The sequence below is a fragment of the Spirillospora sp. NPDC029432 genome, from assembly GCF_040703975.1.
Classification (GTDB): domain Bacteria; phylum Actinomycetota; class Actinomycetes; order Streptosporangiales; family Streptosporangiaceae; genus Spirillospora.
The window spans coordinates 53,608-67,904 of record NZ_JBEZWH010000025.1; the positions used below are offsets into that span (position 1 = coordinate 53,608).

A 14,297-nucleotide genomic window follows, 5' to 3' on the forward strand; every position below is an offset into this window, starting at 1 on the left:
GCGGCGCCTACTGGTAGATGAGGGTGAACGGCGGATCGGCCTCGTAGTCGGCCGTGATGCCGACCGAGGAACCGTTCGTGACGAGGCCGAGGCACCCTGAGACGTTGGACGCGGTCAGGTACATGCCGTCGCCGAAGCTCAGAACGGCTCCATTGTTGTAGTAGACGCCCGGAATCGCGCCGGTGAGCCTTGCGGAGCACCCCGCACCGCTGAGGTGCATTTCCACGTTCACCAACTCGACATTGTTTCTATCGGGGTCACTGGTCATGGAAACGGCGTTGAGGTCCCATACATCGCTGCCCGCACTCACGGTCATCGTGAGGCCCAGCGGACCGGTGCAGTTGGTGAATGCGTGGCTTTCGAGCTCGGCGAACTTCACCGGCGCCGGATCGGCGAGCGTGCCGTACATGGAGTGCTGGGCACAGGTCAGGAACGTGCCCCCGCTCGAACTGAACACGACCCCGAGTCCTCTGAACTCGACGGGCGTCCCGTGGGGTTCGGAGATGACCCAGCCGGCGGCGGACGCCGGCTGGATCGCGAGGGAGAGGGCCGCGGCGAGCGCGGTCAGCAGAATGGAGATGCGTCTGATGATCGCTCGTACCATGCTTCGATCCCTTCCAGGAGTGGAAAGGCGCGACCCGAGCGGGAGGGTTCGCTCCATGCCGTTTCCGTGAAGCTACGTCGGTTCGGCGAGGCGAGCAAGAAGTGTTTTTGTAATTGTCACATCCGGAGTGTCTTTTAGCGTTTGGTGCTAACAGTCCAAGATGAGGGGTGGCGTGCGGGAGCTCTGTGGTGCGGCTGGCATCATGCCGGGGTGGACATCGCGTTCTTTATCGCGTCCAACGACGCGATCGCCGCTTCGGCGCGAGCCCGGGGGCCGTGGCCGGCGATGCCCTCGGTGGTCTGCCATGACTTCTACCCGGACGACGCGGTCGTGACGTGGCAGGCGTATTTCGACGATCTGCCGGGCGGCGTCCCGCCGCAGGAGGAGCTTTTCCACTCGGGCAAGGGCGCCTGGCCTCGTTACGTCGCGCCCATCGTCAACGACGGCACCGGGGTGTTCGTCCTGCCGGAGAAGCTGGTCCGCGCGCTGGCCAGGGCCACCGCGGACCAGTTGCGTGACCTGGCGGAACTCTGGGCCGAGCGACTCCGGCTGGAGGACGGCGACGACATGACCGATGACGATCCGCTGGAGATCCTGCAGGGCGTGGCGCAGCTTGCGCGGACCGCCGTCCAGGCCGGGGACGGCAGTGGTGTCTACTGCTGGCATTACTGACGCATGAGTGAGCCACATCACACGGCGAGTGGTCACGGCGGAAGGGGGCCGGCCGTCCTGATTCCGGTACATCCACGGAACGTCAGGAGTGGTCATGCGAGTTCTCGTCGCCGGAGCCACCGGGGTCGTCGGCCGGCAGCTGGTCCCGTTGCTGGGCAGCACCGGGCATGAGGTGATCGCGCTGTCCCGTTCCGGGCGGGCGGAGGCGGGGGTGGAGGCTGAGCCTGACCATCGACGGCTTCCACCAGATCGTCACCGCGGACGTCCGCGGGGGCCGCGTCCACGCCCTCTTCGCCGTCCTGAATCCAGACAAGCTCACCCGCGTACAAAAGGGGTCAGGGCCGCCGGACCGGGTGGTCTGGCGGCCCTGTTCGGCCCGTTCATGGTCAGGCCTTGTTGAAGGTGTGCTTGGCCCAGAGGTAGGAGGCGAGTGCGATGGCGGTGCACCAGGTGGTGGCGATGGCGGCGCTGTTGCCGATTTCGGTGCCGAGGGTGAGGCCGCGGACGGTTTCCATGATGGGGGTGAAGGGCTGGTAGTCGGCGAACCAGCGCAGGGCGGTGGGCATGTCGTGGGTGGGGACGAAGCCGCTGCCGAGGAAGGGCAGCAGGACCAGCGGCATGGGGGCGTTGCTGGCGGCCTCGGGGGTGGAGGACTTCAGGCCGAGGGCGACCGACAGCCAGGTGATGGCGATGATGAACAGGGTGAGCAGTCCGGCGGTGGCGAGCCATTCGAGGGGGGTGGCGTTGGGGCGGAACCCGATCGCGAACGCGATGGCGATCAGGACAACCATGCCGAGTAGTTGCTGGACGACGCTGCCGACGACGTGGCCGGTCAGGACGGAGGCGCGGGAGATGCGCATGGTGCGGAAGCGGGCGATGATGCCTTCGGTCATGTCGGTGGCGACCATGACGGCGGTTCCGGTGGCGGCGGTGGCGGCGGCCATCAGCAGGATGCCGGGCAGGACGTAGTTGACGTAGGTGTCGCGGCCGCCGCCGATGCCGGCGCCGAGGGTGCCGCCGAGGACGTAGACGAACAGCAGCAGCAGGATCACGGGTGTGATGATCAGCTGGATGGTCATGGAGGGGTAGCGGATCAGGCGCTTGAGCTGGCGGCGGACCATGGTGGCCGAGTCGCGGGCGGCGAGGGTCAGGGTGCTCATCGGGTGGCCTCCTGCTTCTGGTTCTGCTGACCGGTCAGGGTGAGGAAGACGTCGTCGAGGTCGGGGGTGTGGACGCTCATCTCGGCGACGCCGATCGAACGCTCGTCCAGGGCGACGAGCAGTTCGCGGACCGCGTCCACACCGCCGTCGCTGGGGACCCGCAGGGTGAGCGTCTCGGGGTCGGCGATGCCGGTGCCGACGAGCACGTGGGCGGCGTCGAGCAGCCGCGCGTCGGCGAAGGTGAGCTGGATGTGGCCGCCGGGGATGAGCCGCTTGAGTTCGTCGGCGGTGCCTTCGGCGATCAGGGTGCCGTGGTCGAGCAGGGCGATGTGGTCGGCGAGCTGGTCGGCCTCTTCCAGGTATTGGGTGGTCAGGAAGATGGTGACGCCGGACGCGACCAGCTCGCGGACGATCTGCCACATGGAGCGGCGGCTGCGCGGGTCCAGGCCGGTGGTGGGCTCGTCCAGGAAGATCAGCCGGGGGTCCCCGACCAGTGTCATCGCCAGGTCCAGCCGGCGGGCCATGCCGCCGGAGTAGGTGGAGGCGGGCTTGCGGGCCGCCTCGACGAGGTCGAAGCGCTCCAGCAGCTCGGCGGCCTTGCGCTTCCCGTCCTTGCGGGACAGGTGGTGCAGGTCGGCCATCAGCAGCAGGTTCTCCTCACCGGTCAGCAGCTTGTCGACCGCGGAGTACTGGCCGGTGACGCCGATCGCGCCGCGCACGTCGTCGGCCTGGCGGGCCAAGTCGAACCCGGCCACCTGCACCTCGCCGCCGTCCGCCCGCATCAGCGTGGACAGGATCTGGACGGTGGTGGTCTTGCCGGCGCCGTTCGGGCCGAGCAGCGAGAAGATCGTGCCCTGGGGGACGTGCAGGTCGATGCCGTCGAGCACGACCTTGTCGCCGTCCTTACCGGGGTAGGACTTGCGCAGCCCGGTGGCTGCGATGGCCAGATTCGTCATGTTCCTGCTCCTTACGGGGGTGCGGGGGGTGCGAAGGGGTTAGAGGCTGCGGGCGGCGATGTCGCCGTGGGAGGTGGTGGCCCGGATGGTCAGCCCGGCGGCGCCGTCGTTCTTCAGGGCGTTGGTGACGCGGCCGTGGCCGGTGCCGGCGTCCATGGCGGCCGAGACGCCGGCCGCGGCGGCGACGGAGATGTCGCCGGACTGCGTGGTCAGCTCCAGGGTGCCGCCGGTGGCTTCGGCGATGCGGATGTCGCCGCGCTGGGTGCTGATCTCGGCGTCGCCGTCCAGCCGGCCGACCTCGACGTCGCCGTCGGTGGCGGCCAGGTGCACGCTCGTGGCCTCGTCCAGCTTGATCTGCCGGTAGGCGCCGTCGAAGGAGACCTCGCCGAGGCGTCCCACGGCGCGCAGTTCGGTGGCGGCCGCCTTCACCTCGACCCGCGAGCCGGCGGGCAGCTGAACGGTCACCTCGACCGCACCGCCGGAGCCGATGTACTGGTTCCTGACCGGAACCTTGACGCGCAGCACGCCGTCGGCGAAGTCGACCGTGCTCTCCTCGGCCGCCTTGACGTCGCGGCTCTTGGAGGGGCTGGCCGGCAGGACCTCGACGGTGGTGTCGGCGCGGTCGGCGGCGATGAACTGCACGCGGCCGGCGGGCACGTCCAGGCGGGCGGTGATCGGGGCGGGGGTGGCGTAGGTGTTCATTCTCGTTCTCCTTGTGGTGCGTTCGCTCTTTCTGACATCGCAAACGCTACGTTGCTTTTCTGGTTCCGACAACACTCACGTTGCGCTCGCACAGCATTTTCGCAGGTAGATTCCACTTAATCATTGCAACAACGCTGACAGATAATGCAACGATCAGGATCGTTCGTTGCATTGTGATGAAGGTGAAGGCTACGGGGAGGCCGCGGAGCGGGAGGGGCGGACGCTCAGGACGCGGGCCACGACTCCCTTCCGGACCCGACGTCGAGGCGGTACTCGTTGGTCCGGTGGTGCAGCCAGAACCCCAAGTGGCGGTTGACGGCCAGCAACTCGGCGTCGTCCCCGGGGCTGTCGGTGGCGACCTCGATGACCTGCGGGTACCGGTCGTACAGCAGGCGCAGCATCGTCGCCTTCACCCACAGATCCAGCCCCAGGCCGTGGTGGTCGCCGGCCGGCGGGCGGTCGTGCTGGGTCGCGCGGGGCCCGTCGCCGCCGGGGACCACCACCTCCGTGCAGCCGACGACCTTGCGGCCGTGCTCGGCGGCGACCGTCAGCAGCACATCGCCGGGAACGGCGCCGGCGCGGCCCGGTGGAGCGATCCGCGCGGCCCTGACCAGCCGGTAGCCCGGATGCTCGACCGCGACCATCTCGTCCAGCCAGCCCGGATGTAGCTCGCGCAGCGACAGCAGCAGATGGTGCAGCGTCCGTACGCGGGTCAGGCCGCGCCGCAGGCAGAAGGCGTCGCCGGTCCCGCCCACGGGAACGGCCGCGACGGCGCCGCGCAGGCCGCGGGCGCGCGCCTCGGCGGCCAGCGCGGCCACCAGTTCGTCCCCGACGCCCCGGCGCCGGTGCACCGGATGGACGTGCACGTACGCGCGTCCCGTCGCGGTGGTGGACGGCGGGCGCAGCACCGCCAGCCCGACGACCTGGCCCGCGCGGGTCGCCGTCCAGACGGCCGTCGCCCCACCGGTCAGGAGGGCGTGGAACCGCTCGGGGTCCACGGGCGCCGTACCGGGCGCGTCCTCGGCCATGGACGCGGTGACCACCGCGTGCCAGGCCCGCAGGCGCGGCCCGTCCGGCTCCTCCCGCGCCGGATCGGCCCGCGCGACGCGTACCCGCGCCGCCCGGTCAGCCGCCTTCGTCATCGGTCACGTCCCATCCCTGTCATCGGCCCGCCCGGCGTTCCGCCCGGTCAGCGCGTGGAGCGCCCGTCAACAGGCTGGCGGGACGGCCGCCGCCGAACAACGGCGAAGTCGGCAAGGCAGCGTTGCCCGGCCGGTCATCGATGCGAGTTGTGTCAACGCAGCGGTGACCGCTAGGTTCACGATCGATCCAGGGGGTTTCATGGAGCTTCGGGACATCGAGATCTTCCTGGCGCTGGCCGAGGAACTGCACTTCGGACGCACCGCCGAACGGCTGCACATCACCCCGTCCCGGGTCAGCCACGTCATCAAGAAGGCCGAACGCCGCATCGGCGCGCCCCTGTTCGCCCGCACGTCCCGGACCGTCCGCCTCACCGCGGACGGCGAACGCCTCTACCGGCTCCTCCGGCCCGCCTACCAGCAGATCATCGACGGGATCGAGGAGGTGTCGGACGCCGCCCGCGAGGTCTCGGGCACGCTCACGCTCGGCACCATGGGCCCCCAGGGCTGGATGCTCGACGACGTTCTCGACCGGTTCCGGACCCGCCACCCCGGTGTCCGGCTCCTCCACCGCGATCTCAACCCCGTCGATCCGCTCACCCCGCTCCAGGAGGGCGAGATCGATGTGGCCCACCTGTGGCTGCCGGTCCGCGAACCCGACATCACCGTCGGCCCGATCACCCACACCTCACCGATCGTCCTCGTCATGGCCGCCACCCATCCCTACGCCGACCGCGAATCGGTCGGCCTGGAGGACTACGGCGACCTGACCTTCGTGGCGCACCGGTCACCGATCCCGGCCTCCATGGAGGAGACCTTCCAGCCCTTCCGCACGCCGTCGGGGCGCCTGATCCCCCGCGGCCCCACCGTCTCCACCTGGGACGACCAGCTCAAGGCGGTCGGCGCCGGGGAGGCCGTCATCGCCACCCCCGCCGAGACCGCCCGGTTCTACCCCCGCCCTAACCTGGTCTACGTCCCCGTCCGCGACGCCCCGCCCTGCCGGTGGGCCTTCGCCTGGCACACCGCGAACGCCACCCCGCTGGTCCGCGCCTTCGCCGCCAGCACGGAAACTCATTTCTGACAGCAGAAACGCTACGTTGCCTTCATGGAAGCCGTAAGCTGTGCGTTGCACACGCTTGGCAACACCCCACACAGAAGCGCTGATTCATTGCAATGGATCGCCGCTTAACGCAATGCTCACCACCCTCCGTTGCAATGGAACGAGAGCGGGCGCTAGGCTGGCGGCCGCGCCGATGAGCACGGAGGAGATCGCGATGCCGGGAGGCAGGCTCACCCAGCAGGAGCGCCAGCAGATCGCGCTGGGGCTGGCCGACGGCCTCGCCTACGCGGAGATCGCCAGACGCCTCGAACGCCCCACCTCCACGGTCACGCGCGAGGTGATGCGTAACGGCGGACCCACCGGCTACCGCGCCGACCTGGCCCACCGCGCCACCGAACGCCGCGCCCACCGGCGCCGACCCGCCTCGTCCCGCGGGCAGGCGGCCGAGCCCCAGCCGTACGGGCGCGACGCCGACGCCGTACGCGACTACGAGGAGACCCTCGCCACCGTCTTCATGACCTCGGGCCTGCCCAAGATGATGGCCCGGGTGATGGCCTGCCTCTACACCACCGACAGCGGCAGCCTCACGGCGGCCGAACTCGCCCAGCGCCTCCAGGTCAGCCCGGCGTCCGTCTCCAAGGCGATCACGTTCCTCGCCGACCTCGACCTCGTCCGCCGCCAGCGCGACGAAGGCCGCCGCGAACGCTATGTCGTCGATGACGAGCTCTGGTACCAGGGCATGCTCCGCAGCGCCCGGGACAACGACCAGTTCGTCCAGGCCGCGCGGCAGGGCGTCGCCATCCTCGGCGCCGGCACCCCGGCCGCCACCCGCCTGGAGAACTCCGCCCGCTTCCTCGACTTCGTCACCGAGAGCCTCCTCCGCGCCGCCGAACAGGCCCGCGAAGTCCTCTACAGCGGACTCGATACGCCCCCAGCCGAGCCGACCCGAGCCCACGAATAACCCCCGAACGGCAGACCCCGTACTGGTGGGCCGGGGACGTCTGGAAGTGCCCGCCGAGCTCCGCACCCTCTAGGGACCTTCGTCCGGCTCCTCTAATTCGGTGAGGCGGCGTTGGATGAGGGCGCGTTCGGGGGCCGTGCCGGCGAGGGTGAGGGCCTGGCGGTACGCGGCGGCGGCCTCGGTGCGGCGGCCGAGGCGTTGGAGGAGGTCGGCGCGGGCCGCGGGGTACGGGTGGTGGCGGCGCAGGCGGGGCTCGGCGGCGAGTTCGTCGAGGAGGGCCAGGCCGGCCTCGGGGCCGTCGCGCATGGCGATGGCGGCGGCGCGGTTGAGGCGGACGATCGGGGACGGGACGAGGGTCAGCAGGACGTCGTACAGCGCGACGATCTGCGGCCAGTCGGTGGTGGCGACGTCGGCGGCCTCGTCGTGCAGGGCGGCGATCGCGGCCTGCACGCCGTACGGGCCGGGCGGGCCGCCGGCGAGGGCGGCCGGGACGAGGCGCAGGCCTTCCTCGATCATTGGGCGGTCCCAGCGGCCGCGGTCCTGGTCGTCGAGCAGGACGAGCTCGCCGGCCGGGCCGGTGCGGGCGTCGCGGCGGGCGTGGATCAGGAGCATCAGCCCGAGGAGGCCGGTGACCTCGCGTTCGGCGGGCAGGAGGCGGTGCAGGATGCGGGCGAGCCGGATCGCCTCGTCGGCGAGGTCGCGGCGCTGCAGGTCGGGGCCCGAGCTGGCGGTGTACCCCTCCGTGAAGATCGAGTAGAGGACCTGGAGGACGCCGGGCAGGCGTCCGGGCAGCTCGTCCGGGCCGGGCACCCGGAACGGGATCCGGGCCTCGCGGATCTTCTTCTTGGCGCGCACGATCCGCTTGGCCATCGTCTCCTGCGGGACGAGGTACGCCCGCGCGACCTCGGGTGTCGTCAGCCCGGCGAGGCAGCGCAGGGTGAGCGCGCCGCGGTCCTCGGCGGGCAGCGCCGGGTGGGCGCAGGTGAAGAAGAGCTGCAGCCGTTCGTCGGGGAGTTCGTCGCCGGTGGCGGGCGGGGCGGCCCGGTCGGCCTCCACCTGGAGGAGGGCGAGCCGGGCCGCGTACGCCTTGTCGCGGCGGAGCCGGTCGACGGCCTTGCGCCGGGCCGTGGTCATCAGCCAGGCGCCGGGGTTGGGCGGTACGCCGCGGGCGGGCCAGTGCACCAGCGCCGCCTCGATCGCGTCGGCGGCGACCTCCTCGGCCAGGTCCAGGTCGCCGAAGCGGCGGGCGAGCGCGGCCAGCAGCCGCCCGTGCTCCTCCCGGAACACCGCCTCCGCCGTGACGGCGGCCCCGTCGTCCATCGCCGGCATCGCCGCCCCGCTTAGAGGTCGCCGACCGGGCGGACGACGATCGAGCCGCCGTCGCGGGCGCCGGGGCAGCGCGCCGCCCAGTCGAGCGCGGCGTCGAGGTCGGGGACGTCGACGACGTAGTAGCCACCGAGGATCTCCCGGGTCTCGGCGAACGGCCCGTCGGTGGTGATGACGCGCTCGCCGGCCTCGTTCACCCGGACGGTGGTGGCGGTGGTCAGGTCCGCGAGCGAGGCGGAGTCGACGACGACGCCGGCGTCCGTGATCGCCTTGTCGAACTCGATCCACTTCTGGATCTCGCACGGGTCGTCCTCGGGGATCTGGCCCGCGTCGTCGATCGGGGCGCTGTTGATCAGCAGCATGTACTTCATAGGTCCGCTCCTGTATGTCTGTCGGGACGTCGTACGCCATGTCCACGAACGGGCCCCGCCCATATGGACACCCGGGCGGAGATTTTTTCAACGCAGCGCGTCGGTCGGGGGCAGGCGGGCGGCCCGCACGGCCGGGTAGAGGCCCGCCAGGCCGCCCAGCAGCAGGGTCGCGGCCGCCGCGGCGGCGAGCGCCCAGGCGGGCACCACCGGCGGCCAGCCCCTGGCCAGAGCGTACGCGAGGGTGGCGAGCGACCCCAGGACCAGGCCCGCGGCCCTGCCGGACCGCGCCGCGGACTTCTTCCGCCGCCGATGAGTTTCGCGGCCGCGCGCGGTCGTCATCCGGTGAACCCGGCGTACAGGAGGAACGAGATGGATCAGCAGGGCGTCACCGGGATCGGGGCCGTGGCGGTACCCGTGACCGATCAGGACAAGGCCGTCGCGTTCTACGTGGGTGTGCTGGGCATGGAGAAGCGGCTGGACGTGCCGCTGGAGCGGTTCGGGGGGCGCTGGATCACGGTGGCGCCGCCGGGGTCGGGGACGGAGGTCGCGCTCGTTCCGGAGAGCGCGGCGCAGCCCGCCGGGCGCGAGGTCGGCGTCCGGTTCAGCACCGGGGACGCCGCCGCCCTGCACGCCGCGATGAAGGCGCGGGGCGTCGAGGTGGACGAGCTGCTGGAGTGGGAGGGGACGCCGCCGATGTTCGCCTTCCGTGATCAGGACGGCAACGGGCACGAGATCGTCCAGTACGGGTAGCCGGGGCGGCGTACGGTCGGCGTCGTGGACCGAATCTCAACGCTGACCGGGTACGGGCTGACGCTCCGCGAGTGGGCCGACGACGATCTCGCGGCCATGGTGGAGCTGTTCGACGACAAGGACGTGGCCGACCGTACGCCGCTGGCCTCGCCGTTCGACCTCGCGGCGGCGCGCGAGTACCTGGCGCGCGCGAGGGAGGCGCAGGCCGCGCACCAGCGCGTGCAGCTGGCCATCACCACGGACGGGGCCGAGGTCAAGGGCGAGGTGCGGCTCAACCGGCTGAAGGGCACGATCAGCTACGTCGTCGGCGCCGCGCACCGGGGGCAGGGCCTGGCGGTGCGGGCGGTGCGGCTGATGACCGACCTCGCCCGCCGGGACCTGGGGTACGCGCGGGTGGCGCTGGAGATCGAGCCGGACAACGACCCCAGCATCGGGGTGGCGCGGGCGGCCGGGTTCCGGCTCACCGACGCGGAGCCCGAGGTGGTCGAGGGCGAGCGGCGCAGCTACACGCTCTGCACGTGGGTGCTGGACCTCTCCTAGGCGGGCGTCGAGAACATGGCCCCGCCCCGTACGAGGAGGGCGAGCGGTGCCGTGAACGCGACCGTGCACGCGGCCGCCACGAGTACGGGGGCGGTGCCGACGGCGGTCACCGCGAACCCTGCCAGCAGGTAGCCCACGGGGGTCAGCGCCTCGCTGCCGACCCAGTCGAGCGCCATGACCCGGCCGAGGAGGGAGTCGGGGACGTCCTGCTGTACGGCGGTCGTCCACAGCACTTCGTAGACGGTGATGCCCGCTCCTGCGACGCCCCAGAGGAGCAGGACGGCGGTGAGCGGCAGGGCGGCGAGGGCGAGGGGCGCGGCGGTCACGGCCAGAAGGCCCGCCACGGCGGCGACGCCCGGCCGGCCGGTGCGGAGGCGGGCGGCCAGGACCGTTCCGATGACGCAGCCCGCGCCGAGGGCGGTGAACAGGGCGCCGTACGCGCGGGGGCCGCCGGCGGCGAGCGGCGCGGCGAGCATCATCGGCGCGATGGCGAGGGTCATGACCAGCGTGGACGTGGCCATGGAGGCGGCCAGCCAGGGGCGTTCGAGGACGGCGCGCAGGCCGCCGGCGAGGTCGCGGCCGGTGCCCCTGAGCGTCCAGGGGGCGGCGGGCGGCCCGGCGCGGGGCTCGTGCAGCGGCACCAGCGTCACCAGGCTCGCGGCGAACGTCCCGACGTCGATCCACAGAGCGGCGGTCGTCCCCGCGGCGGCGATCACCGCACCGGCCAGCGAGGGGCCGACGATCATGGCGGTGTACTGCGAGAACGCCGTCAGGGAGTTGCCCTCCCGGAGGCGTCCGGCGGGCAGGACGCGCGGGAGCAGCGCCGCGTAGGCGGGCTGGAACAGGCCCTCCGCGAGGGCGATCGCCGCGACGATCGGGACCAGGGTGGGCTCGGGGGCGAACGTGAGCGCGGCGACGCCGAGCGCGCGGCCGGCGTCCGTCACGATCATGATCGTGCGGCGCGGCAGCCGGTCGGTCACGGCGGCGGCGGCCAGCGCGCCGGCCAGCAGGGCCGCGCCCTGGACGGCCAGCACCGCCCCCAGCGCGGCGGCGCCGTGCCGGTCGAGGACGACGAGGGCCAGGACGACGGGGAACATCCGGTTCCCGATCGCGCTGAGCGCCTGCCCGCTCCACAGCAGCGCGAATTGCCGGTGCCTGAGCGCCGCGAGCATGGTGGGCACCAGATCACGTCATGATCTTCAGGGCAAGGACATGACCTTATCCGGTCAGGGCATTTTCGCAGAATGGTAAATAACGGACACTGGCCGGATGATGCTCCCACTCACCCCGCCCGGCAATGGCGCCGGACTCCGCGTCACCCTCGTGTCCATGCCCTGGCAGTCGTTCGAACTGCCGTCGCTGCCCCTCGCCCTGCTCGCCGCGCGGCTCGCCGACGTACGCCCGATGGACACCGTTCGCGAATACCACGGCTACCTGCGCTGGGCGGAATACCTGCTGGCCGAGACCGGCGGCGAGATCACACCCGAGACCTGCGAACGGGTTTCGGTAGAAGACGTGTTCCACGGAATCGGCGACTGGGTATTCGCCGGCGCGCTTTACGACGACCCGGAATGGCGCACGGCCGAACTGGAGGCGTACGCGGCGCACGCCCGCGGCGGCGCGCTCGACACCTCCGCGGCCCGCCGCATGCGGCCGCTCGCCGCGGGCTTCGTGGAGCTGGCCGCCCGCGAGATCCTGGCCGGCGAACCCGACGTCGTCGGCCTGACCTCGACGTTCATGCAGAACGTCGCGAGCCTCGCGCTGGCGCGAAGGCTCAAGGAGCAGGCCCCCGGCCTGGTGGTCGTCATGGGCGGGAGCAACTGCGACGGCGCGATGGGGCACGCGCTGCACCGCAACCACCCGTTCGTCGACCTCGTCGTGCGCGGCGAGGGCGAGCGCGTATTCCCCGAACTGCTCGGGCGCGTCGCCGCCGGCCAGTCGCCCGAACACCTTCCCGGCGTCTGCTGGTGGAAAGGTGACGATTCCGTGGCCAATCCGCAAGCCACTCATCCCGTTCCTCCGGCGCTCATCCCGCGGCCGGATTTCGACGCCTGGCAGGCCGCGCTCGATTCGTCGTCCGTACGCCCCTACATCGAGCCGAAACTGCTGCTCGAAGGCGCGCGCGGATGCTGGTGGGGCGAGAAGCACCAGTGCACGTTCTGCGGCCTCAATGGCTCGTCCATCGCGTTCCGCGCCCATCCCGCCGAACGATTCCGCGCCGACCTGGAACACCTCGTCGAACGGCACCGCATTCTCGACGTCCTCACCGTCGACAACATCATGGACATGGGGTATTTCCGCGACCTGCTGCCCGGGCTGGCCGCGACGGGCTGGGACCTGCGCATCCACTACGAGGTCAAGGCCAACCTCCGCGCCGACCAGATCCGCCTGCTCGCCCGGGCGGGCGTGCACTGCGTCCAGCCCGGCATCGAGAGCCTCAGCACCCGCGTCCTGGAGCTGATGGACAAGGGCTCCACCGCCACGATCAACGTCCGCACGCTCCGCGACTGCGAGAGCGAGGGCATCACCGTCTCCTGGAACCACCTGTGCGGCTTCCCCGGCGAGACCGACGAGGACTACCTGGACGTCCTCGCCCAGATCCCCGCCCTCGTCCACCTCCAGCCGCCCGGCTCGGTCGGCCGCATCCTGCTCGAACGCTTCAGCCCGTACTTCGAGCGGCCCGAACTCGGCTTCCCCGACCGCCGCCCGCACCGCATCTACGACCACGTCTACGACCTGCCGCGCGAGGAGCTGGACGACCTGGTCTACCTCTTCGACGCCCCGCCCGCGGGCATCTCCGACGCCTTGGAGAAGCGCCTCCAGGACGTCGGCCTGCGCTGGCGCGACGCCTACCCCGCCTCGTCCCTCACCATCACCGAGGACACCCCGGACCTGCTGCGCATCGAGGACCGCCGCGTGGGCTGGCCCCGTACGGACCACGTCCTCACCGGCGCCGAGGCCGCCGCGTACCGCGCTCTGGAACGCGGCCGTGCCGCCGGGCACGTGGACGTCCCCGAGTCCTGGCTCGAAGAGCAGGTCGCGAAGGGCCTCCTCTTCCGCGACGGCCCCACCTACCTGGCGATCGCGACCCGCGGCGGCCCCGTCCACAAGGTCGCCGAATCCCTCGAAGAGACCGCCCGCTACCGGCCGCACGTATGAGCGGCATCGGCGAGACGCTGGAGCTCGGCGGGGATCCGGAGGCGACGGTCGAGGCGGTGGCGCGGTTGCGGGATCTGGCGCCCACCGGGCGGCAGGTCGCGTGGCGCGGGCGGGTCGGCGGGGAGATCGACCTCAGCCTGCTGCATCACCTGCCGCCGCCGGTGGAGCTGGAGCCGGGGACGGCGGCGGCCAAGGGGGCGAAGGAAGTGCTGGAAGCGATGGAGGCGTGGGCGCGGGCGTACGCGTTCGGGTCGCTCCACTACCGGATGGGGCCCGGGTTCCTCCAGGTCAAGGACGTCCGGGACGCGGCGTCGCCGGTCCAGACGGTCCTGGAGGACCCGGCGCTCATCGACGCGTTCACGGCCTGCCTCACGCCGGCGGCCGTACGGGACGTGGAGGCCCCCGCTCTCCGCGATCTCGTACGGCGCCGGCTGGTACTGCGGGTCGGTGACCTCGCGGTGACGCTTCCCTACCGGATGGGGAGGTGGCCCGTCCCGTTCTTCGCGATCTGACGGCGGCCGTTCCGGAGGAGGGCGGTCAGGCCGGTCGCGATGCCGCCGACCAGGAGGGTGCCGAACGTGACGAGTCCGGCGCCGATCAGCCAGAGGCCGCTGGCGTCGTCCGACCAGTCGGCGGCCGCCGCCACCGCCATGCCGGCGGTGCCGCCGAGGAGGCCGGCCGCCGCGTGGCCGTACCAGGCGGCGGCGAGGGCCAGCGCGAGCAGGACGAGCACCAGGCCGGCCACCTGCCAGGCCTCGTAAGGGCCGGTGGTGTGACCGTCCGGGTGCTCGTCGCGGCGCTGGTCCCAGCCGAGCCAGGCGTACCAGTTCAGCAGCGTCGCGGCGAAGGTCAGCGCGGCGGCCAGGACGTGTCTCGTCATGCGGACGAGTCTTCCCG

General features: G+C 71.7%; 18 protein-coding genes. 8 read left to right on the forward strand and 10 right to left on the reverse strand.

The features are described 5' to 3' along the window. Positions 1–7: 7 nt before the first annotated feature. Positions 8–604 carry a hypothetical protein gene (locus AB0881_RS21000; protein WP_366618947.1) on the reverse strand — a complete coding sequence of 199 codons (597 nt, stop codon included), beginning with the start codon at positions 602–604 and terminating at the stop codon, positions 8–10. Between the two features lie 210 nt (positions 605–814). On the opposite strand from AB0881_RS21000, the gene AB0881_RS21005 reads away from it, so the two are divergent. Then, positions 815–1,276: a hypothetical protein gene (locus AB0881_RS21005; protein WP_366618949.1), complete on the forward strand. Its 462-nt coding sequence runs from the start codon at positions 815–817 to the stop codon at positions 1,274–1,276. Between the two features lie 94 nt (positions 1,277–1,370). Next, the gene (locus tag AB0881_RS21010; RefSeq protein WP_366618951.1) at positions 1,371–1,676 is read left to right on the forward strand and encodes an NAD-dependent epimerase/dehydratase family protein; all 306 of its coding nucleotides are present in this window, start codon (positions 1,371–1,373) and stop codon (positions 1,674–1,676) included. On the opposite strand, the gene AB0881_RS21015 is transcribed toward AB0881_RS21010, so the two are convergent. The 4 genes from AB0881_RS21015 to AB0881_RS21030 all read right to left on the reverse strand — a co-directional run bounded on the left by AB0881_RS21015 (position 1,663) and on the right by AB0881_RS21030 (position 5,236). Then, entirely contained in the window at positions 1,663–2,436 is a 774-nt protein-coding gene (locus tag AB0881_RS21015; protein ID WP_366618952.1) for an ABC transporter permease, read from the reverse strand. The two genes, AB0881_RS21010 and AB0881_RS21015, sit on opposite strands and share 14 nt — an antisense overlap. Then, complete coding sequence (locus AB0881_RS21020) at positions 2,433–3,392, reverse strand: ATP-binding cassette domain-containing protein (RefSeq protein ID WP_366618954.1); 960 nt, start codon at positions 3,390–3,392, stop codon at positions 2,433–2,435. Before AB0881_RS21020 ends, AB0881_RS21015 begins: the two co-directional genes overlap by 4 nt. A gap of 39 nt (positions 3,393–3,431) precedes the next feature. Next, positions 3,432–4,094, reverse strand: coding sequence for a DUF4097 family beta strand repeat-containing protein (locus AB0881_RS21025; protein ID WP_366618956.1), 663 nt, complete (start codon positions 4,092–4,094; stop codon positions 3,432–3,434). A 224-nt stretch (positions 4,095–4,318) separates the two neighbouring features. Beyond that, positions 4,319–5,236: a GNAT family N-acetyltransferase gene (locus tag AB0881_RS21030; RefSeq protein WP_366618958.1), complete on the reverse strand. Its 918-nt coding sequence runs from the start codon at positions 5,234–5,236 to the stop codon at positions 4,319–4,321. 199 nt (positions 5,237–5,435) lie between these two features. Between AB0881_RS21030 and AB0881_RS21035 the strand changes: the two genes are divergently transcribed. Both AB0881_RS21035 and AB0881_RS21040 read left to right on the forward strand, forming a co-directional pair. Next, on the forward strand, positions 5,436–6,314 hold the full coding sequence (locus AB0881_RS21035) for a LysR family transcriptional regulator (protein ID WP_366618960.1): 879 nt from the start codon (positions 5,436–5,438) through the stop codon (positions 6,312–6,314). A 193-nt stretch (positions 6,315–6,507) separates the two neighbouring features. Beyond that, positions 6,508–7,254 (forward strand): helix-turn-helix domain-containing protein, encoded by a 747-nt coding sequence (locus AB0881_RS21040; RefSeq protein ID WP_366619032.1) that lies wholly within the window; start codon positions 6,508–6,510, stop codon positions 7,252–7,254. Positions 7,255–7,323: 69 nt separating this feature from the next. On the opposite strand, the gene AB0881_RS21045 is transcribed toward AB0881_RS21040, so the two are convergent. The 3 genes from AB0881_RS21045 to AB0881_RS21055 form a co-directional block, all read right to left on the reverse strand. After that, complete coding sequence (locus tag AB0881_RS21045; protein WP_366618962.1) at positions 7,324–8,574, reverse strand: RNA polymerase sigma factor; 1,251 nt, start codon at positions 8,572–8,574, stop codon at positions 7,324–7,326. A 20-nt stretch (positions 8,575–8,594) separates the two neighbouring features. Beyond that, complete coding sequence (locus AB0881_RS21050; protein ID WP_366618964.1) at positions 8,595–8,951, reverse strand: YciI family protein; 357 nt, start codon at positions 8,949–8,951, stop codon at positions 8,595–8,597. An 87-nt stretch (positions 8,952–9,038) separates the two neighbouring features. Then, a complete protein-coding gene (locus AB0881_RS21055) occupies positions 9,039–9,290 on the reverse strand; it encodes a hypothetical protein (RefSeq protein WP_366618965.1) in 252 nt (83 codons plus the stop codon). 30 nt (positions 9,291–9,320) lie between these two features. Between AB0881_RS21055 and AB0881_RS21060 the strand changes: the two genes are divergently transcribed. Together AB0881_RS21060 and AB0881_RS21065 are read left to right on the forward strand one after the other, a co-directional pair. After that, entirely contained in the window at positions 9,321–9,701 is a 381-nt protein-coding gene (locus AB0881_RS21060) for a VOC family protein (RefSeq protein WP_366618967.1), read from the forward strand. A 24-nt stretch (positions 9,702–9,725) separates the two neighbouring features. Then, a complete protein-coding gene (locus AB0881_RS21065) occupies positions 9,726–10,241 on the forward strand; it encodes a GNAT family N-acetyltransferase (protein ID WP_366618968.1) in 516 nt (171 codons plus the stop codon). Here the strand turns inward: AB0881_RS21065 and AB0881_RS21070 are convergent. After that, positions 10,238–11,413, reverse strand: coding sequence for an MFS transporter (locus AB0881_RS21070; protein ID WP_366619034.1), 1,176 nt, complete (start codon positions 11,411–11,413; stop codon positions 10,238–10,240). The genes AB0881_RS21065 and AB0881_RS21070 overlap by 4 nt on opposite strands. Before the next feature lie 97 nt (positions 11,414–11,510). Here AB0881_RS21070 and AB0881_RS21075 point away from each other — a divergent pair, with 97 nt between their 5' ends. Beyond that, on the forward strand, positions 11,511–13,400 hold the full coding sequence (locus AB0881_RS21075; RefSeq protein WP_366618970.1) for a RiPP maturation radical SAM C-methyltransferase: 1,890 nt from the start codon (positions 11,511–11,513) through the stop codon (positions 13,398–13,400). Then, positions 13,397–13,912, forward strand: coding sequence for a DUF5825 family protein (locus tag AB0881_RS21080; protein ID WP_366618972.1), 516 nt, complete (start codon positions 13,397–13,399; stop codon positions 13,910–13,912). Before AB0881_RS21075 ends, AB0881_RS21080 begins: the two co-directional genes overlap by 4 nt. Here the strand turns inward: AB0881_RS21080 and AB0881_RS21085 are convergent. Continuing rightward, positions 13,870–14,280, reverse strand: coding sequence for a hypothetical protein (locus tag AB0881_RS21085; protein WP_366618974.1), 411 nt, complete (start codon positions 14,278–14,280; stop codon positions 13,870–13,872). The genes AB0881_RS21080 and AB0881_RS21085 overlap by 43 nt on opposite strands. Positions 14,281–14,297: the final 17 nt, after the last annotated feature.